General features: G+C 69.8%; 23 protein-coding genes. 15 read left to right on the plus strand and 8 right to left on the minus strand.

Going from position 1 to position 26,082, the window contains the following annotated elements; all coding sequences use genetic code 11:
* Positions 1–23 precede the first annotated feature (23 nt).
* The 3 genes from rsmB to purH all read left to right on the plus strand — a co-directional run bounded on the left by rsmB (position 24) and on the right by purH (position 4,931).
* On the plus strand, positions 24–1,343 hold the full coding sequence (rsmB, locus tag SL003B_RS00745) for a 16S rRNA (cytosine(967)-C(5))-methyltransferase RsmB (RefSeq protein ID WP_013650909.1): 1,320 nt from the start codon (positions 24–26) through the stop codon (positions 1,341–1,343).
* Between the two features lie 130 nt (positions 1,344–1,473).
* Positions 1,474–3,228: a heparinase II/III family protein gene (locus tag SL003B_RS00750; RefSeq protein ID WP_013650910.1), complete on the plus strand. Its 1,755-nt coding sequence runs from the start codon at positions 1,474–1,476 to the stop codon at positions 3,226–3,228.
* 86 nt (positions 3,229–3,314) lie between these two features.
* Positions 3,315–4,931 carry a bifunctional phosphoribosylaminoimidazolecarboxamide formyltransferase/IMP cyclohydrolase gene (gene purH, locus SL003B_RS00755; RefSeq protein ID WP_013650911.1) on the plus strand — a complete coding sequence of 539 codons (1,617 nt, stop codon included), beginning with the start codon at positions 3,315–3,317 and terminating at the stop codon, positions 4,929–4,931.
* Positions 4,932–4,959: 28 nt separating this feature from the next.
* On the opposite strand, the gene SL003B_RS00760 is transcribed toward purH, so the two are convergent.
* Together SL003B_RS00760 and SL003B_RS00765 are read right to left on the minus strand one after the other, a co-directional pair.
* Positions 4,960–6,354 carry an MFS transporter gene (locus tag SL003B_RS00760; protein ID WP_339325437.1) on the minus strand — a complete coding sequence of 465 codons (1,395 nt, stop codon included), beginning with the start codon at positions 6,352–6,354 and terminating at the stop codon, positions 4,960–4,962.
* Positions 6,351–11,156 (minus strand): NAD-glutamate dehydrogenase, encoded by a 4,806-nt coding sequence (locus SL003B_RS00765; protein ID WP_013650913.1) that lies wholly within the window; start codon positions 11,154–11,156, stop codon positions 6,351–6,353. The genes SL003B_RS00760 and SL003B_RS00765 overlap by 4 nt, the downstream gene beginning before the upstream one ends.
* A 92-nt stretch (positions 11,157–11,248) precedes the next feature.
* Here SL003B_RS00765 and SL003B_RS00770 point away from each other — a divergent pair, with 92 nt between their 5' ends.
* The 4 genes from SL003B_RS00770 (at position 11,249) to SL003B_RS00785 (ending at position 14,588) form a co-directional block, all read left to right on the plus strand.
* Positions 11,249–11,815: a peroxidase-related enzyme gene (locus SL003B_RS00770; RefSeq protein ID WP_013650914.1), complete on the plus strand. Its 567-nt coding sequence runs from the start codon at positions 11,249–11,251 to the stop codon at positions 11,813–11,815.
* Positions 11,816–11,916: 101 nt separating this feature from the next.
* Entirely contained in the window at positions 11,917–12,867 is a 951-nt protein-coding gene (gene argC, locus SL003B_RS00775; RefSeq protein ID WP_013650915.1) for an N-acetyl-gamma-glutamyl-phosphate reductase, read from the plus strand.
* Between the two features lie 43 nt (positions 12,868–12,910).
* A complete protein-coding gene (leuD, locus tag SL003B_RS00780; RefSeq protein ID WP_013650916.1) occupies positions 12,911–13,516 on the plus strand; it encodes a 3-isopropylmalate dehydratase small subunit in 606 nt (201 codons plus the stop codon).
* 205 nt (positions 13,517–13,721) lie between these two features.
* On the plus strand, positions 13,722–14,588 hold the full coding sequence (locus tag SL003B_RS00785) for a protein-methionine-sulfoxide reductase heme-binding subunit MsrQ (protein WP_013650917.1): 867 nt from the start codon (positions 13,722–13,724) through the stop codon (positions 14,586–14,588).
* 29 nt (positions 14,589–14,617) lie between these two features.
* On the opposite strand, the gene SL003B_RS00790 is transcribed toward SL003B_RS00785, so the two are convergent.
* On the minus strand, positions 14,618–15,121 hold the full coding sequence (locus SL003B_RS00790) for a Crp/Fnr family transcriptional regulator (RefSeq protein ID WP_013650918.1): 504 nt from the start codon (positions 15,119–15,121) through the stop codon (positions 14,618–14,620).
* 26 nt (positions 15,122–15,147) lie between these two features.
* Positions 15,148–15,831 carry a response regulator transcription factor gene (locus SL003B_RS00795; RefSeq protein ID WP_013650919.1) on the minus strand — a complete coding sequence of 228 codons (684 nt, stop codon included), beginning with the start codon at positions 15,829–15,831 and terminating at the stop codon, positions 15,148–15,150.
* A 170-nt stretch (positions 15,832–16,001) separates the two neighbouring features.
* Here SL003B_RS00795 and SL003B_RS00800 point away from each other — a divergent pair, with 170 nt between their 5' ends.
* The 4 genes from SL003B_RS00800 (at position 16,002) to ftsY (ending at position 20,131) form a co-directional block, all read left to right on the plus strand.
* Positions 16,002–16,553, plus strand: coding sequence for a L,D-transpeptidase family protein (locus tag SL003B_RS00800; RefSeq protein ID WP_013650920.1), 552 nt, complete (start codon positions 16,002–16,004; stop codon positions 16,551–16,553).
* Positions 16,554–16,667: 114 nt separating this feature from the next.
* Entirely contained in the window at positions 16,668–17,582 is a 915-nt protein-coding gene (gene dapF, locus SL003B_RS00805) for a diaminopimelate epimerase (RefSeq protein ID WP_013650921.1), read from the plus strand.
* On the plus strand, positions 17,579–18,847 hold the full coding sequence (mtaB, locus tag SL003B_RS00810; RefSeq protein WP_013650922.1) for a tRNA (N(6)-L-threonylcarbamoyladenosine(37)-C(2))-methylthiotransferase MtaB: 1,269 nt from the start codon (positions 17,579–17,581) through the stop codon (positions 18,845–18,847). Before dapF ends, mtaB begins: the two co-directional genes overlap by 4 nt.
* Before the next feature lie 24 nt (positions 18,848–18,871).
* Positions 18,872–20,131: a signal recognition particle-docking protein FtsY gene (gene ftsY, locus SL003B_RS00815; RefSeq protein WP_013650923.1), complete on the plus strand. Its 1,260-nt coding sequence runs from the start codon at positions 18,872–18,874 to the stop codon at positions 20,129–20,131.
* A gap of 33 nt (positions 20,132–20,164) precedes the next feature.
* Here ftsY and SL003B_RS00820 read toward each other — a convergent pair whose 3' ends face one another.
* The 3 genes from SL003B_RS00820 to SL003B_RS00830 form a co-directional block, all read right to left on the minus strand.
* Positions 20,165–20,542 carry a hypothetical protein gene (locus tag SL003B_RS00820; protein WP_013650924.1) on the minus strand — a complete coding sequence of 126 codons (378 nt, stop codon included), beginning with the start codon at positions 20,540–20,542 and terminating at the stop codon, positions 20,165–20,167.
* Positions 20,543–20,670: 128 nt separating this feature from the next.
* Positions 20,671–21,078: a hypothetical protein gene (locus SL003B_RS00825; RefSeq protein WP_013650925.1), complete on the minus strand. Its 408-nt coding sequence runs from the start codon at positions 21,076–21,078 to the stop codon at positions 20,671–20,673.
* Between the two features lie 10 nt (positions 21,079–21,088).
* Complete coding sequence (locus SL003B_RS00830; RefSeq protein WP_013650926.1) at positions 21,089–21,418, minus strand: hypothetical protein; 330 nt, start codon at positions 21,416–21,418, stop codon at positions 21,089–21,091.
* Between the two features lie 185 nt (positions 21,419–21,603).
* Between SL003B_RS00830 and SL003B_RS23480 the strand changes: the two genes are divergently transcribed.
* On the plus strand, positions 21,604–21,780 hold the full coding sequence (locus SL003B_RS23480) for a hypothetical protein (RefSeq protein WP_013650927.1): 177 nt from the start codon (positions 21,604–21,606) through the stop codon (positions 21,778–21,780).
* Positions 21,781–21,842: 62 nt separating this feature from the next.
* On the opposite strand, the gene SL003B_RS00840 is transcribed toward SL003B_RS23480, so the two are convergent.
* Positions 21,843–22,256, minus strand: a complete 414-nt coding sequence (locus SL003B_RS00840; RefSeq protein ID WP_013650928.1) for a YchJ family protein — start codon at positions 22,254–22,256, stop codon at positions 21,843–21,845.
* Between the two features lie 145 nt (positions 22,257–22,401).
* On the opposite strand from SL003B_RS00840, the gene SL003B_RS00845 reads away from it, so the two are divergent.
* From SL003B_RS00845 to SL003B_RS23030, 3 genes are all read left to right on the plus strand, one after another.
* Positions 22,402–23,373 (plus strand): endonuclease/exonuclease/phosphatase family protein, encoded by a 972-nt coding sequence (locus tag SL003B_RS00845; RefSeq protein ID WP_013650929.1) that lies wholly within the window; start codon positions 22,402–22,404, stop codon positions 23,371–23,373.
* Positions 23,374–23,547: 174 nt separating this feature from the next.
* A complete protein-coding gene (locus SL003B_RS00850; protein WP_049792530.1) occupies positions 23,548–24,969 on the plus strand; it encodes a lipopolysaccharide biosynthesis protein in 1,422 nt (473 codons plus the stop codon).
* The gene (locus SL003B_RS23030; protein WP_013650931.1) at positions 24,966–26,081 is read left to right on the plus strand and encodes a GNAT family N-acetyltransferase; all 1,116 of its coding nucleotides are present in this window, start codon (positions 24,966–24,968) and stop codon (positions 26,079–26,081) included. Before SL003B_RS00850 ends, SL003B_RS23030 begins: the two co-directional genes overlap by 4 nt.
* The last annotated feature ends 1 nt before the right edge of the window (position 26,082 follow it).

A 26,082-nucleotide genomic window follows, 5' to 3' on the forward strand; every position in this document is an offset into this window, starting at 1 on the left:
GCCCCGTATCGTCGGCAGGCGACATGCAGCAGACGCCTGGCTTCGCCGTGCGCAAGGCCGCCGCGGACATTCTGGGCGCCGTGGTGCACGCCAGGCGACCGCTCGACGGCGAGCTCGATCCCGTCTCCGGCCATTCCGGCTTCAGGGCCCTCGATTCCAAGGACCGGGCATTGGTCCGTGCAATCCTCGGCGCCTGCCTGCGCCGGCGCGGACGGATCGCTGCAATCGTCGACGCCCTGCTCGACCGGCCGATCCCGGAAAAGACCGGTCGCGTGCTCGACATCCTGCATGTCGCTGCCGCGCAGGTGCTGTTCCTCGACGTGCCCGACCGCGCCGCCGTGTCGGTGGCGGTCGACCTTGCCGCCGCCGACCGCCGGGCACGGCCCTACAAGGGCCTGGTCAACGGCGTGCTCAGGCGCCTGTCGCGGGAAAAGGACGCCTTGCTGGCGGATTTTTCCGACGTGCGCGGAACCCCGCCCGACTGGTTGTTCGACCGCTGGACGGCGGCTTGGGGCGAGGCGACGGCAGTGGCGATTGCGCATGCGCTGGCAAACGAGCCGGAGCTCGACCTGACCGTGAAATCCGACCCGGAACTGTGGGCGCAGCGGCTCGGCGGCCGAGTGGTCGCGACCGGGTCCGTGCGGCTGTCGCGCAAGGGTGCTGTCGAGACCTTCGAGGGCTACGGCGAAGGCGCCTGGTGGGTGCAGGACGCGGCGGCCGCGCTGCCCGCACGCCTGCTCGGTCCGCTTGCCGGCAAGCGCGTCGCCGACCTGTGCGCGGCACCCGGCGGCAAGACCGCCCAGTTGGCTGCCGCTGGCGGACGGGTGACGGCCGTCGACATCTCCGGCAAACGGCTCAAGCGGGTCGCCGAGAACCTCGCCCGCCTTGGCTTCGAAGCCGACATCGTTGCCGCCGACCTGAAGGACTGGCAGCCGGCCGAGCGCTTCGACGCCATCCTGCTCGACGCACCCTGCAGCGCCACCGGCACGATCCGGCGCCATCCCGATGTCGCCTGGACGAAGCGGTCGCAGGACATCGCCACGCTCGCCGGGGTCCAGGCGCTGCTGCTGCGCCGGGCGGCCGGCTGGCTCGTGCCCGGCGGCACGCTGGTCTATTGCACCTGTTCGCTGGAGCTGGAGGAGGGCGAGGCGCAGATCGCCGCGTTCCTGGCCGAGGTGCCGGGTTTCGCGCTGGTGCCGGTCGCGCCTGGCGAGATCGGCGGCCTTGCCGAATGCGTGACGGACGAGGGCTGCCTGCGCACGCTGCCGTGCCATCTCGGCGGCGCAGAGGCGGCTGACGGTGGCCTCGACGGCTTTTTTGCCGCCCGTCTGACGCGACTTTAACGGCCCCGTAACCGTTCTGCCCCGCAATGGAAAACAAGACGATAACCCTAACGGATCGTTACGGGACCTGTGCACGAAAGGATTTACCGATTAGGCGTCCGCGGCGGACCATAGACGGCGGGCCCCGGTCATGAGCCTCGGGGCGGTGTCGGAACAGGGGCGCATCTGGCGCCTGCTGGCCCATCATGCGTGGCAGGCCGCCTTGCGTTGGCTGCATGGTGGACCGCTGTTCCGGCTGCAGCCGTTTTCCGGTACGCCGGCGCGCCTCCTGATCGCGCCGCAGGACCTGCGCACCGCCGACCAGACCAATGCCATCGACATCTACGGCGGCCGGTTCCTGTTCAGCGGCCATGTTGTGGAGGCGCGCGGTCGCTCGCCGTTTGAGCTCGAAGGCGAGGACCCGGCCTGGCAGCGAGAGTTGCACAGCTTCGGCTGGCTGCGCGACCTCAGGGCCGCCGACAGCCGCGTCGCGCGGCAGAACGCGCGTGCGCTGGTCGACGACTGGATCAAGCATTGCGGCCGCTGGCACCCGATCGGCTGGGAACAGCCCGTCGTTGCCCGCCGGGTCCTGTCCTGGCTGGCGCAGTCACCGCTGGTGCTGGAGGAGGGCGACGCCGACTTCTACCGCCGCTTCCTGCGTTCGCTCGCCCGCCAGGTCCGCTTCCTGCGTCGGACCATCAACGAGACGTCCGACGGAGTGCCGCGTCTGCAGGCGGCGCTGGCGATGGCCGCGGCCAGCGTTTCCATGGCCGGTCAGGGCCGTTTCGTGCGCCAGAGCCTGCGCCGGCTCGACCAAGAATTGCAGCGCCAGATCCTGCCGGACGGCGGCCACATCTCGCGCAACCCGCGCGCGATCCTCGACATCCTGACCGACCTGCTGCCGATCCGGCAGGCCTTCGTCACGCAGGGGCTCGAAACGCCGCCGGCGATGATGCAGGCGGTCGACCGCATGATGCCGATGGTGCGTTTCTTCCGCCACGGCGACGGTGCCTTCGCCCATTTCAACGGCATGGGCTCGACCCCCAACGACCTTGTTGCCACCATCCTGGCCTATGACGACGCCCGTGGCGCGCCGCCGGGCAATGCGCCGCATGTGGGCTACCAGCGGCTGACCGGCGGCGACACGGTGGTGCTGATGGACACCGGCACGCCGCCTGCTGCGGCCCTGAGCGAAACGGCCCATGCCGGCTGTCTGTCGTTCGAGATGTCGTCGGGGCGCCAGCGCATCGTCGTCAACTGCGGTATCTCCGGACGCGCTAGCGAGGGCTGGCGGGCGGTCGCCCGCTCGACCGCCGCCCATTGCACCGCCGGCATCGAGGATACCTCGTCCTGCCGCTTCCTTGCCGAAAGACCGTTCGGACGCTGGCTCGGCGCGCCGGTGATCGCCGGGCCGAGCGTCGTGCCGGTCGATCGCCAGGAGGATGACACCGGGACGCGCGTCACCGCCTCCCACAACGGCTATGCGGCGCGCTTCCATGTCGTGCATGAACGCGACATGCGCCTGGCGCGCGACGGCACCGTGCTCGACGGGCTCGACAGCTTCAACACGCTCGGCCCGCTCGGGCCGCGCGACCGCTACACCATTCGCTTCCACCTGCATCCGGCGATCCGTTCCAGCCTGCTGCGCGCCGGCACGGCGGTGCTGCTGGTCTGCCCCGACGGCGAAGCGTGGGAATTCGACGCGCCGGGCAGCGAACTGGCGCTGGAGGAATCGATCTACCTGTCCGACGTCTTCGGCCATCGCCGGACGACCCAGATCGTGCTCTACGGCCGCATCAGCCTGGCCAGCCAGGTGCCCTGGCAGTTCCGCCGCACGGCCACCGCCAGGCTCAGCCGGCGCGCTCCGTCCGGCTTCGACGGCGAGGAACTGCCGTTCGACGGCTGAGCCGAACGCTCGCCTTCCGTTCCTCCCCCTTTCATGCTAGGGGCTCGCGCAGATCGAAATCCTCACCAGATCGCGAGGCAATCAGCATGGCCGTGGTGTCCAAGGGGGTGCCGGTACCCCCACTCGTTTCCGTCAAGCGTGCGCTTCTGTCGGTGTCCGACAAGTCGGGACTGGTCGAGTTCGCGCAGGCGCTGGCCGCCCGCGGCATCGACCTGGTCTCGACCGGCGGCACGCGCAAGGCGTTGGAGGACGCGGGCCTTGCGGTGAAGGATATCGCCGAGGTGACCGGCTTCCCGGAGATCATGGACGGCCGGGTCAAGACGCTGCATCCCAGGGTCCATGGCGGCCTGCTGGCGATCCGCGACGACGCCGACCACGCCATCGCCATGACCGACCACGGCATCATCGGCATCGACCTGCTGTGCGTGAACCTCTATCCGTTCGAGGAGACCGTCGCGTCGGGCGCGGACTACGCCACCGGCGTGGAGAACATCGACATCGGCGGGCCGGCGATGACCCGCGCGGCGGCCAAGAACCACGCCTATGTCACCGTCGTGGTCGATCCGGCCGATTACGGGGCCGTGCTCGACGATCTGGCCGCCAACGACGGCAAGTCGTCGATCGCCCTGCGCAAGCGTCTCGCCCAGAAGGCCTTCGCGCGCACCGCCGCCTATGACGCGGCCGTGTCCAACTGGCTGGCCGACCAGGTCGGCGAGCCGACGCCGGACTACCGCGCCGTCGGCGGCCGGCTCGCCGAGGTGATGCGCTACGGCGAGAACCCGCATCAGAGCGCCGGCTTCTACCGCACCGGCGAGCGCCGGCCGGGGGTCGCCACGGCACGCCAGCTGCAGGGCAAGACGCTGTCCTACAACAACATCAACGACACCGACGCGGCCTTCGAACTGGTCAGCGAGTTCGACCCGGCGCGCACCCGTGCGGTTGCCATCATCAAGCACGCCAACCCCTGCGGCGTGGCGGAAGGGGCGACGCTGAAGCAGGCCTACGAACGCGCCCTGCGCTGCGACCCGGTGTCCGCCTTCGGCGGCATCGTCGCGCTCAACTGCCGCCTCGACGCGGCGGCCGCCGAGGAGATCGTCAAGATCTTCACCGAGGTGATCATCACCCCGGAGGCCGACGACGAGGCGGTCGAGATCGTGGCACGCAAGAAGAACCTGCGCCTGCTCGTCACCGGCGGCCTCGCCGATCCGCGCGCGCCGGGGCTGTTCGTCAAGTCGGTCGCCGGCGGCCTGCTGGTGCAGTCGCGCGACAACGGCGTCGTCGACGACCTCGACCTCAAGGTCGTGACGAAGCGCGCGCCCACCGCGCAGGAACTGGCCGACCTGACCTTCGCCTTCCGCGTCGCCAAGCACGTCAAGTCCAACGCCATCGTCTACGCCCGCGACGGCGCCACGGTCGGCATCGGCGCGGGCCAGATGAGCCGCGTCGATTCGGCGCGCATCGCCGCGCGCAAGGCGCTCGACGCCACCGAGGCGGCCGGCCTCGGCGAACCGCTGACGAAGGGCTGCGTGGTCGCTTCCGATGCCTTCTTCCCGTTCGCCGACGGGCTGCTGTCGGCGGCGGAAGCCGGCGCGACGGCGGTGATCCAGCCGGGCGGCTCGATGCGCGACGACGAGGTGATCAAGGCCGCCGACGAGGCCGGCCTCGCCATGGTGCTGACCGGCATGCGCCACTTCCGCCACTGAGGCGGATCGGGAGCGGATCGGGGCGGACTCAGGCCTGGCGCGGCACGCGCAGCAGCAACGCGCCGCCGGCGAGGAAGAAGGCCAGGATCACCGACATGCCGGCGGCCTGGCTTGCCGTCGCCGCCGTGACCAGGCCGACGGTGAGCGGCGCGAGGAAGCTGGTCAGCTTGCCCGACAGCGCGAACAGGCCGAAGAACTGCGTGGTCTGGCCCTCCGGGGCCAGATGGATCAGCAGCGTGCGCGACGCCGACTGCAGCGGCCCGGCGACCGCGCCGATCAGGCCGCCGAGTAGTAGGAACAGGATCTCGGCCGTCGAGCCGGTGAGCCCCGGCGCCGCCGATGGCGCCACGTCGACGACGAACAGGACCGTGTCGCGATCGATCGAGACGAGGCCCAGGCCGCACAGGATCAGCAGCGCCAGCGCGCCGATCACCACCGGCCGTGGTCCGAGCGCGTCGTCCAGCCGGCCGCCGAGGAAGGCGCCGGCAGTGCCGGTGATGGTCAGCAGCACGCCGAAGCTGCCGATCTCGATCGTGCCCCAGCCGAGCTGTCCGGCGGCGTAGATGCCGCCGAAGGCGAACAGCGCCACGAGGCCGTCCTTGTAGATCATGTTGGCGAGCAGGAAGAGCAGAACAGGGCGGTGCCGGCGCGCCTCGGCGGCGGTGCGCGCGAGGCGCGTCAGGCCGGCGCGAACGGCCGGCAGCAGGGCGGAGCGGCGCGGCACGTCGGGCACGAATAGGAACAGCGGCAGCACGAAGACGACGTACCAAACCGCCGACAGCGGCCCGGACGCCCGGTCGCCCTCGCGCAGCGCCGCATCGAGGCCGAAGGCCGGGGCGAGGCCGATCAGCGTCCTGCCGGTCGCCGGGTTGGCGGCCAGGAAGCCGAGCACGGCGACGAGGCTGACCAGGCCGCCGAGATAGCCGAGCGCCCAGCCGCTGCCCGACAGCCGGCCGAGCCGGTTGCGCGGCACCAGGTCCGGCATCATGGCGTTGGTGAACACGGTGGCGAACTCGACCGACAGCGTCGCCACGGCGAAGGCGGCGAGCGCCAGGACAATGGCGCCGTCGCTCCCCGGCGCGGCGAACCAGAGCGCGGCGCAGGCCAGAACGAAGGGCACGGAGAACGCCAGGATCCAGGGCTTGCGCCGGCCGGTCGCGTCGGCAATGGCGCCGAGCACCGGTGCCAGCACGGCGATGGCGAGGCCTGCGGCCGCGCTTGCATAGCCCCACAGCGCCTGGCCCTGCGCCGGCGTCGCCGCCAGCGCCGAGGCAAAATAGGGCGCGAAGACGAAGGTCGTCACCAGCGTGAAGAAGGGCTGCGCCGCCCAGTCGAAGAACAGCCACGACCACACGGCGAGGCGCCCGGCGCCCTCCCTCAGGGGGCCGATGGACGGGTCGGGGCGGGGAACGGACGTGCCTATCGGGCGACCTCCGCAAGCAGGCCCGCGGCGACGGCGAACTTGGACACGCTGAGCGCGCCTTCCAGGATCTCGCCGACGGTGCGGGTGGTGCGGGCGACCTCGCCCTCGCGGCTGGCCAGCCAGCGGGCGAAACCGCCGGCGCGGATCGCCTGGCCGGTGAGCTGGCGATGCGCGGCGGCCAGCATCGCGCGGGCGCGGTCGAGCGCCAGTCCGTCGTAGTAGTCGGCGATGACCAGGTCGCGCGCCAGCGCATCCATGGCGCCGATGCGGAAGTGCGCCGCGACCTCGAAGAAGCTGCGCGCGGCGGTCTCCAGCTCCGCCCCGGTATCCTCGGCGACCAGCACGATGTCGGGCACGGTCGCCTCGACCGGCAGCCAGGCGAGGCGGCGGGCGAGCGCCTTGGGCACGCCTTCGGCCTCGTGGCGTGCTGCGACCGCATTCAGCGCCCCGGCCTCGGCCGGCGTCACCGCCGCTTCCAGCTTCGGTGCCAGCGCCTCGATGCCGGTGCGGAACCGCTCGACCACCGCGGCGATGCCGTCCTGGAACGACACGTGGCGCTTGAACCAGACGATCTGGTCGAGGAACAACTCCTGGACGGCGCCGTAGAGTTCGAGCTGCAGCGCGCCGTCGACACGGGTGTCCAGCGCGTCGATGTCGTTGTTGAGTTCGGTCAGGGCGAAGCTGTTGCGCACGGCGACGAAGCCCTGGGCGATCTCCGCCGCGGTCGCGCCGGTCTGGTCCATGATCCGGGTCAGGAAGGACGGCCCGCCGCGATTGATCATCGAGTTGGCCAGCATGGTCGAGATGATCTCGCGCCGCAGCCGATGGCCGGAGATCTCGTTTTGGTAGTCCTCGGCCATGCGGTCGGGGAAATAGCGGAACAGTTCGCGGCCGAGATAGGCGTCGTCCGGCACGGGACTGTCGAGCAGGGCGTCGAACAGGGTGATCTTGGCATAGGCCAGCAGCACGCCGAGCTCGGCCCGGATCAGCGTCTGGCCGGCCTTCTCCAGCTCGGCCAGGGCGGCGTCGTCGGGCAGGTGTTCGACCTGACGGTCGAGGTGGCCGGCCTGCTCGAGCTGGCGCATCATGCGCACCTGGTAGCCGAAATCCTCTGCGCCGCGGCGTTCGGTCATCGAGATCGCCAGCGTCTGCAGGTAGTTGTTGCGCAGCACCAGGTCCGCCACTTCGTCGGTCATGTCCGCCAGCAACCGGTTGCGGCTGGCGACGTCGAGGCGGCCGGACTGGACCGCGGCGCCGAGGGCGATCTTGATGTTTACCTCCATGTCGGAGGAGTTGACGCCGGCGGAGTTGTCGATCGCGTCGGAGTTGCAGCGCCCTCCCGCCCGGCCGTATTCGATGCGCGCCAACTGGGTCATGCCCAGGTTGGCGCCCTCGCCGACCACCTTGGCGCGCAGCTGCGCGGCGGTGACGCGGATGGCGTCGTTGGCGCGGTCGCCGACGTCGGCGTCCGTTTCCGAGCGGGCGCGGACATAGGTGCCGATGCCGCCGAACCACAGCAGGTCGACGGGCATCTTGAGGATCGCGGCCATGACCTCCTGCGGCGTCGCCTTGTTGCGGTCGATGCGCAGCAGCGCCTGCATCTGCGGCGATAGCGGGATCGACTTGAGCTGGCGCGAGAACACGCCGCCGCCCTCGGAAATGAGCGCGGCATCGTAGTCCTGCCAGGACGAGCGGCCGAGTTCGAACAGCCGCTTGCGCTCGGCGAAGGACCGCGCGGCGTCGGGATCCGGATCGAGGAAGATGTCGCGGTGGTCGAAGGCGGCGACCAGCCGGATCGCGCGCGACAGCAGCATGCCGTTGCCGAACACGTCGCCGGACATGTCTCCGACGCCGGCGACGGTGAACGGCTCCTTCTGGATGTCGCGGTTCATCTCGCGGAAGTGGCGCTTGACCGCCTCCCAGGCGCCGCGGGCGGTGATGCCCATCTTCTTGTGGTCGTAGCCGGCCGATCCGCCGGAAGCGAAAGCGTCGCCGAGCCAGAAGTCGCGGCTCTCGGAGAGGCCGTTGGCGGTGTCGGAGAAGGTCGCGGTGCCCTTGTCGGCGGCGACCACCAGATAGGGGTCGTCGCCGTCGTGGCGCACCACGTCGGCGGGCGGCACGATGCGGTCGTCCTTCAGGTTGTCGGTGACGTCGAGCAGCGAGCTAACGAAGATCTTGTAGGCTTCTGTGCCCTCGCGGAACACCGCCTCGCGGTCTCCCCCGGCGGGCAGGCGCTTGGGCACGAAGCCGCCCTTGGCGCCGACCGGCACGATGACCGCGTTCTTGACCTGCTGCGCCTTGACGAGGCCGAGCACCTCGGTGCGGAAGTCCTGCGGCCGGTCGGACCAGCGCAAACCGCCGCGCGCCACCTTGCCGAAGCGCAGGTGCACGCCCTCCACGCGCGGGCTGTAGACGAAGATCTCGCGGAACGGGCGCGGCTGCGGCAACTCGTCGATGCGGCGCGAATCGATCTTGAAGGCGAAGGTCGGCTTCGGCTGGCCGTGGCTGTCGAGCTGGAAGAAGTTGGTGCGCAGGACCGAGTCGATGACGTTCTGGAACCGGCGCAGGATGCGGTCGTCGTCCAGGCTGACGACCTCGTCGAAGGCCGCGGCAAGCTCGTTCTCCAGCCGCGCGGCGCCGAGCGTGCGGTCGTTCTCGCTCATCGCCGGGTTGAAGCGGATGTGGAACAGCTCGACCAGCCTCTGCGCGATCGGCGGATAATTGTTCAGCGTCGTCCACATGTAGTCTTCGGAATAGCGGATACCGGCCTGACGCAGGTAGCGGGACAGTGCGCGCAGCATGGCGATGTCGCGCCAGGGCAGGCCGGCGGTCAGCACCAGGGCGTTGTAGCCGTCGCTTTCCGCCTGGCCGAGCCAGACCGCCATATAGAGCGCCTCGAGCCGTTCCTTGACCGCGTCGTCGAAGGCGACGTCGCCGTCGCGGCTGGTCTCCAGCGTCATCTCGTGCAGATAGGCGAGCGGCAGGCTGGTGGGCGTGATGCGGTAGGTGCGCTCGTTGATGACCCGGAAGCCCATGTTCTCCAGCAGCGGCACGCGCGCCGTAAGCGGCAGCGGCGCCTCGCGGTGGAATGCCTTCAGCGACAGCCGCCGGTCGGACACCTCGTCGCGCCGGTAGAAGCGGATCGCGGTCTGGCGGGTGTCGGACAGCGTCTCGATGGTGCGGATGTCGGACAACGCCGCGTCGGCGGAATAGACGTCCTTGTAGCCGCCGTGGAAGGCTCCGGCGTAGCGGTCCGACAGGTGGCGCGCCGTTGCCGGATCGTAGGTGGCGCGCAGGGCCTCGCGCAGGCCGTCGCCCCAGGTGCGCACGACGTCGGCGACGGCCTTCTCCAGGTCTTCCTGGGCCGGGTCCGGCGTCTCGCCCCTGTCGCGGCCGATGATGAAATGCACGCGCGCCAGCGGTCCTTCGGGATAGCTGACGTACCAGGCCGACACGCGCCCGTCGAACGCCTCGGCGAAATGGGCGCCGATCCTCAGCCGCACGTCGGTGGTGTAGCGGTCGCGCGGCACGAAGCACAGGATCGAGACGTAACGGTCGAACTTGTCGCGCCGCGCCAGCACGCGGATGCGTGGCCGCTCGTCGAGCTGCAGGATGGCGAGGGCGAAATGATACAGCGTGTCGACGTCGACCTGGAACAGCTCGTCGCGCGGATAGCTCTCCATCACGTTCATCAGCGCGCGGCCCGAATGGCTGTCGGGATCGTAGCCTGCCTTGGCGAGCACGGTGGCGACCTTGCGGCGCAGGTAGGGGATGGAGCCGGTCGTCTCGGTGTAGGCGACGGCGGTGAACAGACCGACGATCCGCAGCTCGCCGGTCAGCGTGCCTTCCTCGTCGAACAGCTTGACGCCGACATAGTCCATGTGGACACGCCGGTGCACCCGGCTCTTGACGTTGGCCTTGGCGATGATCAGCGGTTCCGGCTTCTTCAGGAAGTCGCGGATCTCCGGCGTCACCAGCACGAATTCCGAACCGCGCCGCAGCACGCGTACCGAGGGATCCGCCAGTAGCCCGAGACCGGTGCCCTGCAGATGCGACAGGTCACCTTCCTCGACGCCGCCGTCGAAGGTGTATTCGCGCATGCCGAGGAAGATGAAGTTGTTGTCGGCCATCCAGTCGAGGAACTGGATCGCCTCTCCGAGTTCGTCGACTGCCAGCGGCGGCGGCGAATTGCGGTAGGTCTGGATCGCGGCCTCGAAGCGCGCGCGCATCGGGTGCCAGTCGGAAACGGCGGCGCGCACGTCCTTGAGCACCTGGTCGAGGCGCCCGCGCAGCGCGTCCATCGCCTCCTCGGTGTCGATGCGCGCGACATGGATGTGGATCAGGCTCTCGCGCCGGGCGCCGGCAGCGGCCGTGCCGCGCGCCGTGCGGCTGGAGCGCAGCCGGCCGTCGCCGTCGCGCTCGACCTCGTAGATCGGGTGCAGCACCAGGTGCACGTCGAGGCCGCTGTCCTGCAACTCATCGAGCACCGAATCGACCAGGAACGGCATGTTGTCGTTGACGATCTCGACCACCGAAACCTCGGCGGCGCGGGTTCCGGCGCTGCGGAAGGCGGGATTGAACACGCTGATGCGATGCGTGCCGTGCGTATGGCTGGCGAAATCCTCCCAGGCGAGGGCGGCGAAGGCGATCAGGTCCTCGGGCGTGTAGAGCACCAGATCCTCCGCCGCGCCCTGTCCGTACAGGTCGGCGGCGAATCCGGCGAGCGCCTCGTCCGTGGCCCGCAGCCTCGACAACGTTTCCTCGATCAGCGCGGTTTTTCGGATTTCCCTGGCCTGCGGCATCGTCTTTCTCCCGCTGCGTTCCGTGGCGGATCGCGAGCATGCTAAGGTCTGCAGCCAAAATAAAAAGCGACGATTCGGGAGGGTGGAGGAAAATGACCAACAAAGACGTAATGGCGCTGGATCTGGGGGACGGCGCACCGAGCGAGCAGACCCAGGGCTATTTCGCCAAGTGCGAGGAGAAGCTCGGCCTGGTGCCGAACGTGCTCAGGGCCTATGCCTTCGACGACAAGAAGCTGCGCGCCTTCACCGACATGTACAACGACCTGATGCTCGGCGACTCCGGCCTGTCGAAGCTGGAGCGCGAGATGATCGCCGTCGCCGTGTCGGCGGTGAACCGCTGCTTCTATTGCCTGACCGCCCATGGCGCGGCGGTGCGCCAGCTGTCCGGCGATCCGGTGCTCGGCGAGCTGATGGTGATGAACTATCGGGTCGCCGACCTGTCGGAGCGCCAGCGCGCCATGCTCGACTTCGCCGTCAAGCTGACCGAGCGCCCGCACGAGATCCTGGAGGCCGACCGCGAGGCGCTGCGCCGGGCCGGCTTTTCCGACCGCGACATCTGGGATATCGCCTCGGTGACCGGCTTCTACAACATGTCCAACCGGGTTGCCGCGGCCACCGACATGCGCCCGAATCATGAGTATCACTCAATGGCGCGTTGAGATCTCGGCGCGGCGGGGGCGGTGACAGCCTTGCCGATTGGGTGTAGAACCCCGACGGTTCCGGGGACTTCCCCGAAGTCAGCGGCAAGGGAGACGGGACGATGGTCGCGCGCGTGTTCATCGATGGCGAAGCCGGCACGACGGGTCTGCAGATCCGCGAGCGCTTGGCCGCGCGCCGCGACATCGAGCTCCTGTCCATCGCCCCGGAGCGGCGCAAGGACCTGTCCGCCCGCGCCGAGCTGCTCAACGCCGCCGACGTCGCCATCCTGTGCCTGCCGGACGACGCGGCCAGGGAAAGCGTGGCGCTGATCGCCAGCGACACGACCCGCGTCATCGACGCCTCGACCGCGCATCGGGTCGCCGAGGGCTGGGCCTACGGCTTCGCCGAGATGGACCGCGGCCAGGGCGCGGCGATCGCCGCGGCGAAGCGGGTCGCCAATCCGGGCTGCTGGCCGCAGGGCCTGATCGCCGCCGTGCGGCCGCTGGTCGAGGCCGGCCTGCTGCCCGCCGACCATGCGGTGACCGTGACCGGCATCTCCGGCTATTCGGGCGGCGGCAAGTCGATGATCGAGGACTACGAGGCGAAGGGGAGCGCGGCCAACGTGTTCCAGCCCTACGGGCTGACCTTCGCCCACAAGCATCTGCCGGAGATGAAGCGCTACGGCGGGCTCGCCCGCGACCCGCTGTTCGTGCCTTCGGTCGGCAGCTACTACAAGGGCATGATGACGCTGGTGCCGCTGCAGCTTTCGACGCTGCCGAAGGTGCCGAGCGGTGCCGAACTGCATGCGGCGATCGCCGACCATTTCGCCGCCGTACCCGGCGGCTTCGTCGAGGTCGCGCCGCTCGGCGCGCTCGAACGCGCGGCCGAGCTCGACCCGCAGGCGCTCAACGACACCAATGCGCTCAAGCTTTATGTCTTCGCCAACGACGCGCGTGCCCAGGCGGTGGTCATCGCCGTCTACGACAATCTCGGCAAGGGCGCCTCGGGCGCAGCCGTGCAGAACCTCAATCTGATGCTCGGCGTCGACCAGGCGACCAGCCTGGCCGCGTGAGCCAACGACAAGACCCGAACCAGAGACCCTCGGAGACAACGCCTTGGACAAGTTCACCACGCTGACCGGTGTCGCGGCGCCGCTGCCGATCATCAACATCGACACCGACATGATCATCCCCAAGCAGTACCTGAAGACGATTAAGCGCACCGGGCTGGGCACCGGCCTGTTCAGCGAGATGCGCTACAACGAGGACGGCTCGGAAAACCCGGACTTCGTGCTCAATAAGCCGGCCTACCGCGGCGCCAAGATCCTGGTCGCCGGCGACAACTTCGGCTGCGGCTCGTCGCGCGAGCACGCGCCCTGGGCGCTGCTCGACTTCGGCATCCGCTGCGTGATCTCCACGTCCTTTGCCGACATCTTCTACAACAACTGCTTCAAGAACGGCATCCTGCCGATCGTTGTCGCCAAGGACGAACTCGACAAGCTGATGGACGACGCCTCGCGCGGCGCCAACTCGACGCTTACCGTCGACCTGGTCGCCCAGGAGATCCGCGGCCCGGACGGCGGCGTGATCGGCTTCGAGATCGACCCGTTCCGCAAGCACTGCCTGCTCAACGGCCTCGACGACATCGGTCTGACCATGGAGAAGGCACCGCGGATCGACGCCTTCGAGACCAGGAACGCCGAAGTCCATCCCTGGGCCTGACTTGGGACCCGATCCTGGACCTGACCGGCCGGGCAGGGCAACACCGCGAGCAAGGTCGGCCCCGCGCCGACCTTTTTCCTGAGCGGCCTGCTCTGGCGTCGTCCGCCCTTCACGCAGGCTTGAACAGGCGTTTGATCCGGATCCGCCGCCGAGGCTGTATCTGCAAGGACACGACCCTCGCTGCACAGGGCCTTCCGTCTTGCCGATGACCGCCGTTCCCGTCCGCTCCCTCCGCCCCTGTCTGCCCTGGACCGACCGGTCCGGACGGCTGTCGCCGCTGCGGCTTGCGGTGTTCGTCGCCGCGCTGGCGCCCGGCCTCTGGCTCGCGGGGCGCTTCGGCACCGGCGGCCTCGGGCCCGAGCCGCTCAAGGCGGCGCTGCACGGCTGCGGTGACTGGGCCGTCCGCTTCCTGTTCGCCACGCTCGCGGTGACGCCGCTGATGCGCATCGCGGCGCTGCCGAGACTGGTCGCGGTGCGCCGCATGCTCGGCCTTGTCGCGCTCGCCTATGCGTCCGCCCATGTGCTGCTCTATGTCGCGAGCGAGCGCTGGGCGCTGGCCAAGGTCGCCGCGGAGATCGTCCAGCGCCCCTATCTGGCCATCGGATTTGCCGCACTTGCCGTGCTTGCCGTGCTCGGCGCGACCTCGACCGACGGCGCCGTCCGCCGGCTCGGCCCGGCCTGGCATCGCCTGCATCGGCTGGCCTATCTGATCGCCGTGCTGGCCAGCCTGCATTTCTTCCTGCAGGCCAAGGCGGACGTGTTCGAGCCGACGGTCATGGCCGGGCTGTTTTTGCTGCTGCTGCTTTGGCGCGCCGGACGAGCCCTCGGCCTCGGCCTGAGCCGCCCGCCGCAGCTCGTCGGACTGGCCGCGGTCGCGGCCGTCGCGACGGCCGGCCTCGAATATGCCTGGTATGCGCTTGCGACCGGCATTCCGGCCGAGCGGGTGCTGCTGGCCAATGCCGATCCGGCTGCCGTGCCGCGGCCGGCGGCGCTGGTGCTGCTTGCCGGGCTAGCGCTCGCCGCGCTTCCCGTGGCGCGCGGCGCCGTGCGCCGGTTCGTCCCCGCCGGATGATGCCCGGCTTGAGCCCGCGTCTCCTGCGTTCAGCCGTCGCTGCGTCCCCTCAGGCCGGCCATGACGGCGAACCTGTCCAGGTCGCCGAGCCGCTCGCCGATCGGCTTGAGCGCCTGCGCGGTCGCCTGGTAGCGCGCGGCATGGGCCTCGAACAGGCGCTGGGCCAGTTCTGGGAATTCCTGGATCATGCGCTTGAACAGGGCGCGGCGGATGCGGATCGCCCGCACCCGGCCGACGCAGACGGCACGCGCCGGCCGTCGCGTCTCGACCAGCATGGCGGTCTCGCCGAGCAGCGCGCCCGGCCCGGCCTGGTCGATCTCGACGAAGCCGGCCGGTCCGGCCTTCTGCAGGCTGACCAGACCTTCGGCGACCACGATGCCGCCGTCGGCCCGCTCGCCCGCGTCGAACAGCACCGTTCCGTCGCGATAGTCCAGGCTTTCCGCGCTGAACGCGAGCAGGCGCAACTGGTCATCGGAAAAATCCGACAGCATGGGGATCCGGCGCAGAATCGCGATGTCCTGAACGAGGCTCATGCCTCAAGTGTTAAGCCCCAAACCGCTCAGGGCACAAGCTTATATCCGCCGGCTTCGGTAACCAGAAGCTCCGCGTTGGACGGGTCGCGCTCGATTTTCTGGCGCAAGCGGTAGATGTGGGTCTCCAGCGTGTGCGTGGTGACGCCGGAATTGTAGCCCCAGACCTCGTGCAGCAGGATGTCGCGGGTCACCGGCTTCTCGCCGGCGCGGTAGAGGAACTTGAGGATCGAGGTTTCCTTCTCGGTCAGCCGGACCTTGCCGCCGCGTTCGTCGAGCATCAGCTTGGCCGCCGGGCGGAACGAGTAGCGCCCGATGGTGAACGTGGCGTCCTCGCTCTGCTCGTGCTGGCGCAGGTGCGCGCGGATGCGGGCGAGCAGCACGGCGAACTTGAACGGCTTGGCGATGTAGTCGTTGGCGCCCGCCTCCAGGCCGAGGATGGTGTCGCTGTCGGTGTCGTGGCCGGTCAGCATCAGCACCGGTGCCTTGAAGCCGTTCTTGCGCAACAGCTTGACGGCCTCGCGGCCGTCGATGTCGGGCAGTCCGACGTCCATCAGCATCAGGTCGACGTGCTCCTTCCTGGCGACGGCGATGCCGGTGCTGGCCGTGTCCGCCTCGAGGGTCGCGAACTCGTCGTAGAGCGACAGCTGCTCGACCAGCGCCTCGCGCAGGTCGGTATCGTCGTCGACGATCAGTATCGTGCGGGCGGTCATCGTCGGTGTCCTCGCCAGAAAGTGTCCCACAAATCGTTCCCGCAACATGGGAGTTCCCGTGCGCGGGTGCGAGGAAAATCATCGCGAAAACGGGCGCGGTTCGTCAATTCTTCTTCACGGGCGCTTTACCGGCGGTTTATCAAGGTGTTGCGACCAGCAGGGAGAAGCGCATGGCAGATCGGGACGGCGTGGCGGCAGCGCAGGGCCAGCGGCTCGTGGTGCGCGCTTCGCCGGGTGCCAGGAGCCGCGGTACGCTTTGGTTCGGACCGCTCGCGGTCGCCTGCGCGCTCGGCCGCTCCGGCATCGCCCGCCGCAAGCGCGAGGGCGATGGGGCGACGCCCGCCGGCCGTTTCGAACTCGTCAGCGTCTACTATCGGGCCGACCGCGGCCGGCGCCCGGTCACTGGCCTGCCGGTCGAGCCGATCGCTCCGGCGGACGGCTGGTGCGACGATCCCGCCCACCCGCGCTATAACCGTCCGGTCGAACTGCCCTTCGCGGCGAGCCACGAGCGAATGTGGCGCGACGACCCGCTCTACGACATCGTCGTGGTGCTCGACTACAACCTGTTCCCGGCCGTGCGCGGGCGCGGCAGCGCCCTCTTCTTCCACATCGCCCGGCCTGGTTACACGCCGACGGAGGGTTGCGTCGCCGTCACGCCGCGCGACATGCGGTTGATCCTCGCCCGCGTGCGGCCGGGCGCGGTGATGGAGATCGTCGGCTAGGCCGGCCGGCCCGGTGGCGCGGCGATACTGGTAATCCGGCGCCTTTTCCGCCATATAGGCGGGTAACGGCCCGTGCGGGCCGATGGTTTCACCTCAGGCTCGAAGCGATCCGGCATGGCGTCAGCGCGCAGACCCTTTCTCAAGATGAACGGCCTCGGCAACGATTTCGTCGTCTGGGATGCGCGTGCCGAGGCCCTGTCGCTGTCGCCCGAGACCATCGCCGCGCTCGGAAACCGCTCGACCGGCATCGGCTTCGACCAGATGATCACGGTGGAGTGCTCGCCGGCCGGCGCCGACGCCTTCATGCGCATTCACAACTGCGACGGCAGCCAGGTCTCCGCCTGCGGCAACGCCACGCGCTGCGTCGGCCGTCTGCTGATGGAGGAAAGCGGCCGGCCGGATGCCAACATCGAGACCCGTGCCGGCCTGCTGGTCGCGCGCGCGACCGGGGATCCGCGCGTCGTCACCGTCGACATGGGCGTGCCGCGGCTCAGGTGGGACGAGATCCCGCTCGCCGAGGAATTTGCCGACACGCGCGCGATCGAGCTGCAGATCGGTCCGATCGACGCGCCGATCTTGCACACGCCGGCGGTCGTCAATATGGGCAATCCGCACGCGATCTTCTGGGTCGGCGACGTCGAGGCCTACGACCTCGGCCGCATCGGTCCGCTGCTGGAACGTCATCCGATCTTTCCCGAGGGCGCCAACATCTCGCTCGCCCATGTCTTCGCGCCGGACCAGATCCGAGTGAAGGTGTGGGAGCGCGGCGCCGGACTGACGCGCGCCTGCGGCACCGCCGCCTGCGCGGTCGCCGTCGCCGCCGCGCGCGACGGCCGGGCCGGGCGGCGCTCGACCGTGCACCTGCCGGGAGGGCCGCTGACCATCGAGTGGCGCGAGGGCGACGGCCACGTGCTGATGACCGGGGCGACGGAAGTGGAATTCGAGGGCGAGATCGACCTAGACACGCTGGCCTGGGAGCGCACCGGGCCGGGCGACGCGGATGCGGCCGCGGCGGAGGCCGCTTCGTGAGCATCGACGTCGTCACCTTCGGCTGCCGGCTGAACTCCTACGAATCGGAAGTCATGAAGCGCGAGGCCGAGGCCGCCGGGCTGAAGGACGCGATCCTCATCAACACCTGCGCGGTGACCGCCGAGGCGGTGCGCCAGGCGGGCCAGGCGGTGCGCAAGGCACGGCGCGACAATCCGGACGCGACGATCATCGTTACCGGCTGTGCGGCGCAGACCGAAACGGCGAGATTCGCCGAGATGGCCGAGGTCGACCTGGTGCTCGGCAATTCGGAGAAGCTGGAACGGGCCTCCTACGGCCGGCTGGCGCAATTCGGTCTCGACGACAGCGAGAAGGTGCGCGTCAACGATATCATGAGCGTGAGGGAGACCGCCGGTCACCTGATCGACGGTCTGGAGGGCCGCGCGCGCGCCTTCGTGCAGGTGCAGAACGGCTGCGACCACCGCTGCACCTTCTGCATCATTCCTTTCGGCCGCGGCAATTCGCGCTCCGTGCCGATGGGCGTCGTCGTCGACCAGGTGCGCCGGCTGGTCGACAACGGCTATCTGGAGATCGTGCTGACCGGCGTCGACATCACCTCCTACGGCGCCGACCTGCCGGGCGCGCCGCGGCTTGGAGCGCTGGTCGCCAAGATCCTCAAGCTGGTGCCGGGCCTGAAGCGGCTGCGCCTGTCATCGATCGACTCGATCGAGGCCGATCCGGCGCTGATGCGCGTCGTCGCCGAGGACGAGCGGCTGATGCCGCATTTCCATCTCTCGCTGCAGGCTGGCGACGACCTGATCCTCAAGCGTATGAAGCGCCGGCACCTGCGGGCCGACACGATCCGCTTCTGCGAGGAGGTGCGCCGGCTGCGGCCCGACGTCGTGTTCGGCGCCGACATTATCGCCGGCTTCCCGACCGAGACCGAGGCGATGTTCGAAAACAGCCTGGCGATCGTCGACGACTGCGGGCTGACCCATCTGCACGTCTTCCCGTTCTCGCCCCGGCCGGGAACGCCGGCGGCGCGCATGCCCCAGCTCGACAAGGCGGTGATCAAGGCGCGCGCGGCGCGCCTGCGCGCCCGCGGCGAGGCGGCGCTCGCCGCCTATCTCGCCGCCGAGGTCGGCCGGCTGCGACCGGTGCTGGTCGAGCGCGAGGGGCTCGGGCGCACAGAACAGTTCACCCAGGTCGAGGTCGACGGCGGCACGCCGGGCGAGATCGTCGAGACCCGGATCACCGGCCACACCGGGCGCCACCTGCTCGGCACGCTGCTCTCCAAGGCCGCCTGAGGCGGCGCAACGTCAGGCGGATTCATGAGCGAGAAGAAGCGCGGCTTTCTCGGGCGGCTGTTCGGTTCCAGGCCGGACGACGCGGATAGGGCCGAATCGCCGGTCGCGGTCGGCGGCGACGAGGCGGCGGCCGGCGAGGTCCCGGCGCTCGACACCGCCGACATCCCGACCTCCGGTTCGGCGCCCGACGTGCTGGCCTTTGACGCCGCGCCCGACCTGGTCGAGCCGCTCGGGAGCCCCGACCTGCCGGAGGCGACGCCGCCGGCCGACCTCGGGCCGCAGGAGGACGTCGCGCCGCCAGAACTCGACCCTGTTCCCGAACCGGAGCCTGAAGCGGTGTCGGCGCCGGACCCTGCGGCGGCGCCCAGGCTGTCCTGGTTCGGCCGGCTGAAGCAGGGCCTGTCGCGCTCGTCCTCGGCACTGACCGAGGGCATCTCGTCGATCTTCACCAAGCGCCGCCTCGACGCCGCCATGCTCGACGAGCTGGAGGACGTGCTGATCCAGGCCGACCTCGGCGTCGACACGGCGACGGCGATCACCGAGCGCCTGTCCGTCGGCCGCTTCGACAAGGAGATCTCGGCCGAGGAGGTGCGCGCGGTGCTGGCCGAGGAGGTCGAGAAGGTACTCGCGCCGGTCGCCCGGCCGCTCGACCTCGACGGCGAGCACAGGCCGCACGTGGTGCTGATGGTCGGCGTCAACGGCACCGGCAAGACCACCACCATCGGCAAGCTGTCGTCCAAGCTCGCGGCGGAAGGCCGGACGGTCATGCTGGCGGCCGGTGATACGTTCCGCGCCGCCGCGGTCGAGCAGCTGAAGATCTGGGGCAGCCGCACCGGCGCGGAGGTGGTCGCGCGCGACACCGGTGCCGATGCCGCCGGGCTCGCCTTCGATGCGCTGCAGGCGGCCAGGGACAAGGGCGTCGACGTGCTGCTGGTCGACACCGCCGGCCGGCTGCAGAACAAGGCCGAGCTGATGGCCGAACTCGAAAAGGTCATCCGCGTCCTGCGCAAGATCGATCCCGCGGCGCCGCACACGGTGCTCCTGACGCTCGACGCGACGACGGGGCAGAACGCGCTCAGCCAGGTCGAGATCTTCGGCCGCACCGCCGGCGTCACCGGCCTGGTCATGACCAAGCTCGACGGCACCGCCCGCGGCGGCATCCTGGTGGCGATCGCGGCGAAATACGGCCTGCCGGTGCATTTCATCGGCGTCGGCGAGGGCGTCGACGACCTCGAGCCGTTCTCGGCGAAGGATTATGCCCGGGCGATCGCCGGCCTGGCGTGACGGCCTGGCCTGCCGATCTTGCGTGACGCCCTGTTAGGTCGCGAGGTTGACCGCGTGGTGCTCCAGCTGGCCGCCGTGGTCCTCGTAGGCGTGGCGCACCGTCTCAGGCGGCTGGCGGTTCACCGGCGCCTTGTAGGCAGGTCTCCGGCGGTTTTCCGGCACGGATCCGAGCGCCCGCTCGGCCGCCGCGCGATAGGCAGCGACGCCGTCGAGGGTCGGATTCTGCGTATGGTGGGTGTCCAGAACGACCGCCGGCTCGTCATCGAGCGACGCGGGAATCTCTTTTTGTTCAGAGGGTTGGGAGCCTGCACCGTGGCCACCCTGATCGTGGCCGCGCCGGTGCTGGTCGTTGTATTCGGTCGCCTGCACGACATTGCTGGGCGCAAGCACTCTGTCTACGCTCGTCGCCATTTCGGCCTCCTGGCCTCTCGTCGGGCCTGGCCTCCTGGCCCGCCACGGGCCGAATCATTGCAAGAAAAGGTTAACGATTCTTTACGTTTGGTAAAGATCCGGCGACACTTCTCCAGTCGCGCCCGGCGCTACAGCAGCGCCCGGCACAGGCAGCCCCGCGTCGCCGGCGGGCAGAAGTTGGCGGCATAGCCGAACAGGATCGACACCAGGATGGCGGCGAAGAAGCCGACCAGGCTGGCCCCGATCAGCACGCGCGAGGCAGGGTTGTAGATGGTCGGAGTCTTCGGCGCGCCGTTCTCGGTGCCGGGATGTTCGAGGTTGCCGGTCAGCGACATCAGCCCAAGCAGGCCGAACAGGATGGCGGCCAGGAACAGCCCCCAGGCCAAGATCATCAGGTAGCGGGCCTCGGCCGGCGCCTCCTTGAAGATGTAGTTCGACGCGGAGATGGTCAGGGTGATCACCGCCGTCGATAAGGTCAGCACCTGCCTGATCAGCTCGGCGGCGAAGTCGAACGATTTTTTCGTTTCCTCCTGCATGCGCCGCCTCCTAGCAGAACGGATAGAGGCCTGGGCACAGGCGGAAGAACATCGTCTCGACGTCGTCCAGTTCGACCACGCCGAGGACGGTACCGCGACCTTCCAGCGCCTCGCGCAGCAAGCGGCCGACGAGCCGGCAGTTCTCCTCGAATTCCAGCAGCCGCGCTTCCTCGGCCAGGCTCGCGCGCTGCTGGCGCGTCGCGTCGGCGATGCGCGTATAGAGATAGTCGCGCGCATCCTCCGACAGGCCGTGGTCGCCCAGTTCGAATTGGATCGTGTTCAAGTAGAATTCCGGATCGCCGGCGCTCGGCGCGGCAGGCAGTGCTTCGGCTCCGGCCATGATGCCACCTCTCTTTGTCGCTTCTGGCAAGAGACCGGCTGCCCGCCGGTCCCCTTTCGTCCGGTCTGTGCCGGTCGCATCCCGCGCGACCCTGACAGCCTGCGATTGAAGCCTAGCAGGATTTCGCGCTTCGATCCATGCGAGCCGCCATCGGTCCGGCGCCGGCAGAACGGGCGCCCGGTCGCATGCGGGGCCCGAAGCCGGCGCGCGACCTGATCGACTTCCACCTCCGTTGGCCGGAGTTCCGGCCGCTGGCCCTGGCGCTGCTCGACCGACCGGATACGACCGCCGTCGAGGCCGAGACGCTGCGCTGGCTGATCGCGCTTGCCGACCGCGTCGGCCGCGACGACCTTGCCGGCTGACCGCGTCGGACCACCGCAAGCCGCCGGCAGGACTCCAGACTCGAAGGGGACATGCCTGCCAGCTAGATCAAGCCAGGGCCCCGGCGTTCGTCGAGGGCCTCGACGTAATACCAGCGCCCGCCCTTCTTGCGGAACAGGCTGAGTTCGCGGTGGCTGTGCAGGGCGGCACCCGACAGGTAGCGCGCCTCGAACAGCACGGTGCCTTCGCGGTCGCCCGGTTCGCCCCGGTCGGCGGCGAGCACGGTCAGGCTGGTCCAGCGGTTCTCCGCCGCCCAGCGGGCGGTGCCAAGCCCGTCGAAGGCCGGCTGGAACTTCGGCCACAGGGTGTCTTTCAGATAGGCGATGTCGCCGACCACATAGGCAGTGTAGCGCGAGCGCATCAGCGCCTCGGCCGTTTCCGGGCGCGCCGCGCCGGCCAGGAACGGCCCGCAGCACAGTTCGATGTCGCGGCCGGAGCCGCAGGGACAGGGGGTCATGGCGTCCTCGCTCCCGTCTGACTTGCCCGATCCGGGGCACAACCGTTCTTCCGTCCTATCGCGCTTCAGCCCGCAAGGCTATTGTCTGCGGCGACCGGCCCGCGGCCAAGAGATGACAGCCAAGCAGACGACACGGGATCCGCCCATGCGCCTTGCCACCTTCAACCTGGAATCCTTCGGCGAGGACGACTTCGACGCCGAGGCGCTGCAGCCGCGGCTCGACGCGCTCCGCCCGACGCTGCTGGCGCTCAAGGCCGACGTCCTGTGCCTGCAGGAGGTCAACGCCCAGCGGCTGGAACGCAAAGGAACGCGGGTGTTCGCCGCGCTCGACGCGCTGGTTGCGGGCACCCCCTACGAGGACTTCTTCCGGGCCACCAGCCTGCGCCCGGACGGCACCGCGCCGGCCGACAAGCACAATCTCGCCGTGCTGTCGCGCTTTCCCGTGGTCTCGTCACGGACAATCCGCGAGGACCATGTCGAGCCGCCGCTGTGGCGGCCGCGCAGCGCCGACCCGTTGCCCGCCGGCCCCGAGCCGGTCGGCTTCGACCGGCCGCTGCTGCACGCCGCCCTCGACGTCGGTCTTCCGCGGCCGCTGCATGTGTTCTGCGTTCACCTGCGGGCGCCGATCGCTGCTCCGGTCGCCGGCGGCAAGCTCTCGGCGGTGAGCTGGGGCTCCACGGCGGCCTGGGCGGAGGGCTATTTCCTCGCCTCGATGAAGCGGGTCGGCCAGGCGCTCGAACTCCGCCTTGCCATCGATGCGCTGTTCGACGCCGACCCGGAGGCGCTGATCGCGGCGGCCGGCGACTTCAATGCCGTCGGCCTGGAAAGCCCGCTGCGCCTGGTCATGGCGGATCCCGACGACACCGGCAATCCTGCGCTCGGTCACCGGCGCCTGCGCCAGCTCGACGCGGCGGTGCCGGAAGAGCGGCGCCAGACCGTGGTGCATCGCGGGCGCGGCCACGCCCTCGACCACATCCTGGTCAGCCGCGAATTGCTGTTTCGCGCCCGCGACATCCGCGTGCTCAACGAGGGCCTGGCCGACGAGGTGCGCGACGCCGGCACGCCGGCCGAGGCCGGTTCTTTCCACGCCCCCGTGGTGGCGACCTTCGAGCTGTGACCTGCGGGGCGCCTGCTGAAGCGTGCCGGATATGTGCCGGAGTTGCGCCGGACATCTGCCGGATTCCGGCGACAGTGCGGCGATCCGGCAGCGTCAGGTGCCGCCATCGACAAAATCTTAAGTCCCCCGTGCCATAAAGGGCCGCTACGGAACCAGATCCGGGACGGGACGGACTTGCGCCAGACGCCGACAGCTTCGACCGGCCGCCTCGACGGCGCCGACGCGCTCGCACCCGCGGGATCGCTCCGGACGCGTCTCGCCGGGCTGCTGCGGCGCGGAGTCGGTGGCGGCGCCCGGCGCATGGCGCTGTCGACCTTCGCCATTCGCATTGTCGGCGCCGGGCTCGCCTATCTGTCGCAGATCCTGATGGCGCGCTGGATGGGCGCCCACGACTACGGCGTTTTCTCCGTGGTCTGGACCCTGGTGATGATCCTCGGTCTGTTCGCCTGCCTCGGCTTTTCCGCCTCGCCCAACCGCTTCGTGCCCGAATACGCCGGCGATCCCGCCTTGCTGCGCGGCTATCTTCATTCCAGCCGGCTGATCGCCGTCGGCGCGGCGAGCCTGCTTGCTCTCCTCGGCTTTGCCGGCATCTGGCTGCTGCGACCGGTGATCGATCCCGTCTATGTCGTGCCGGCCTATCTCGCCATGCTGGCGCTGCCGGTGTTCACCCTGGTCGGCGTCCAGGACGGCATTGCGCGCAGCTACGACTGGCCGGCGCTGGCCATGCTGCCGACCTACATCTGGCGACCGCTGACCCTCCTCGCCCTGCTGTCGGCGGCGATGCTGCTCGGCTACCAGATCGGTGCGACCGCCGCCGCGGCTGCCGCCGTGGCGGCGACCTGGGCGGTCGGCCTCTACCAGCTGCTCAAGCTTAACGGCAACCTGCGCGGCCGGGTGCCGCCCGGTCCGCGCCGCTTCCAGATCCAGCACTGGCTGGCGATCTCGCTGCCGATGCTGCTGGTCGAGGGCTTCCTGCAACTGATCACCAGCGCCGACGTGATCATGGTCAGCTTCTGGCGCCCGCCGGACGAGGTCGGCGTCTATTTCGCCGCCTCCAAGACCCTGGCGCTGGTGCATTTCGTCTATTTCGCCGTGCGCGCGGCTTCCGCGCACCGCTTCTCCAGCCTGTACCGGGACGGCGACCCGGCGGCGCTCGACGCCTATGTGCGCATGGCGACGCGCTGGACGTTCTGGCCGTCGCTGGCCGGCGGCGTGCTCCTGCTGGCGCTCGGACCATTCCTGCTGCGCCTGTTCGGCGCCGGTTTCGAGGCCGGCTATCCGCTGATCGCCGTGCTGCTGGTCGGCGTGCTCGCCCGCGCCTCGGTCGGTCCTGCTGACGCGCTGCTGTCGATGTCCGGCCATCAGAAGAGCTGCGCCGGCATCTATGCCGGCGTGTTCGGCCTCAACGTCGTGCTGAACGTCGCCCTGATTCCGATGTTCGGGCTGATCGGCGCGGCGCTGGCGACCGCCGCCGCGATTTTCTTCGAGGCCGTCGCGCTGAGCCTGGCGTCGCGCCGCAAGCTCGGCGTCACGCCGTTCATCCTGGCGTCGGCGCCCGTTGGCGGAGCGCCGGGTCACGGGGCGCCGGGCCGGTGACCGGCGCGGGTTTCGAGACCCTGGTCGTCGACCCGAAGGACTGCGTCGGCGATCAGTCGGACTGGCGCCGGCTCGCCGCCACAGCGCTCGAATCCAACCCGTTCTTCGGCCCCGATTTTCTCAGCCCCTTCCTGACCCATGTCGGCCCGTCTTCGGTCCGCCTGTGCGTCGTGCGCGAGACCGCCGGCGGGCCCTGGCTCATCGCTGCGCCGGTCGGCCGGCGCCGGGCCGGGCTGGTCGTCCCGACCGCGACCGTGTGGGCGAGCGAATACGGCCCGCTCGGCGCGCCGCTCGTCGCGCCTGGCGCGCCGCCGCAGGCGGTTGCCGCCTTCCTCGACCTTGCCGCCGGCGCCGGCGGCACGCCACTGGTCACCATCCCCTACCTGCCGACCGAAGGGGCGGCGGCACGGGCTCTGGCCACGGTCGCCGACTGGCATCCGGTCTTCGACGATCCGCAGGAACGTGCCGCCCACGACGCCGGCGAGCAGGGCCAGAGGCAACTGCTGGAAGCGATGACGGCCAAGCGGCGCAAGGAACTGTCGCGCCTGTCGCGGCGGCTGGCCGACAGGGGCGCGACCCGTCTCGTCAGCCACCGGGGCGAGGCCGCGGCCGACGTCTTCGAGCGCTTCTTGGTCCTGGAGCACGCCGGCTGGAAGGGCGCGCACGCGACCTCTTTGCTGAGCGACCCGGCAACGGCGGCCTTCGCCCGACAGATGATCGCCGCACGGGCGCAGGCGGGCAGCCTTCGCATCGATGCGCTGATGCTCGACGATCGACCGCTGGCCATGCTGGTCATGCTGCTGGAGGGCGCGCGCGCCTTTTCCTGGAAGATCGCCTACGACGAGGCCTTCGCCCGCTTCTCCCCTGGCCAGCGGGTCGCGCTGTTCGCCCTGGAGACGAACCTGCGCGAGCCGGGGCTGGCCGGCGGCGATTCGCTTGCCGTGCCGGGTCACCCGATGATCTCGCCGCTGTGGCGCGGCCGGATGGTCTATGCCACCGGCCTGTTCGCCCGCTCGCCGGCCGGGCGGCTGATCCGCCTTGCGGCCCGGCTCGACCTGCATGCTGAGCGGCAGGCCCGCCGCCTCGCCCGCCGGCTGCTTCGGCGGGGATAGT

Origin of the sequence: Polymorphum gilvum SL003B-26A1 (genome assembly GCF_000192745.1) — a bacterium.
GTDB lineage: Bacteria > Pseudomonadota > Alphaproteobacteria > Rhizobiales > Stappiaceae > Polymorphum > Polymorphum gilvum.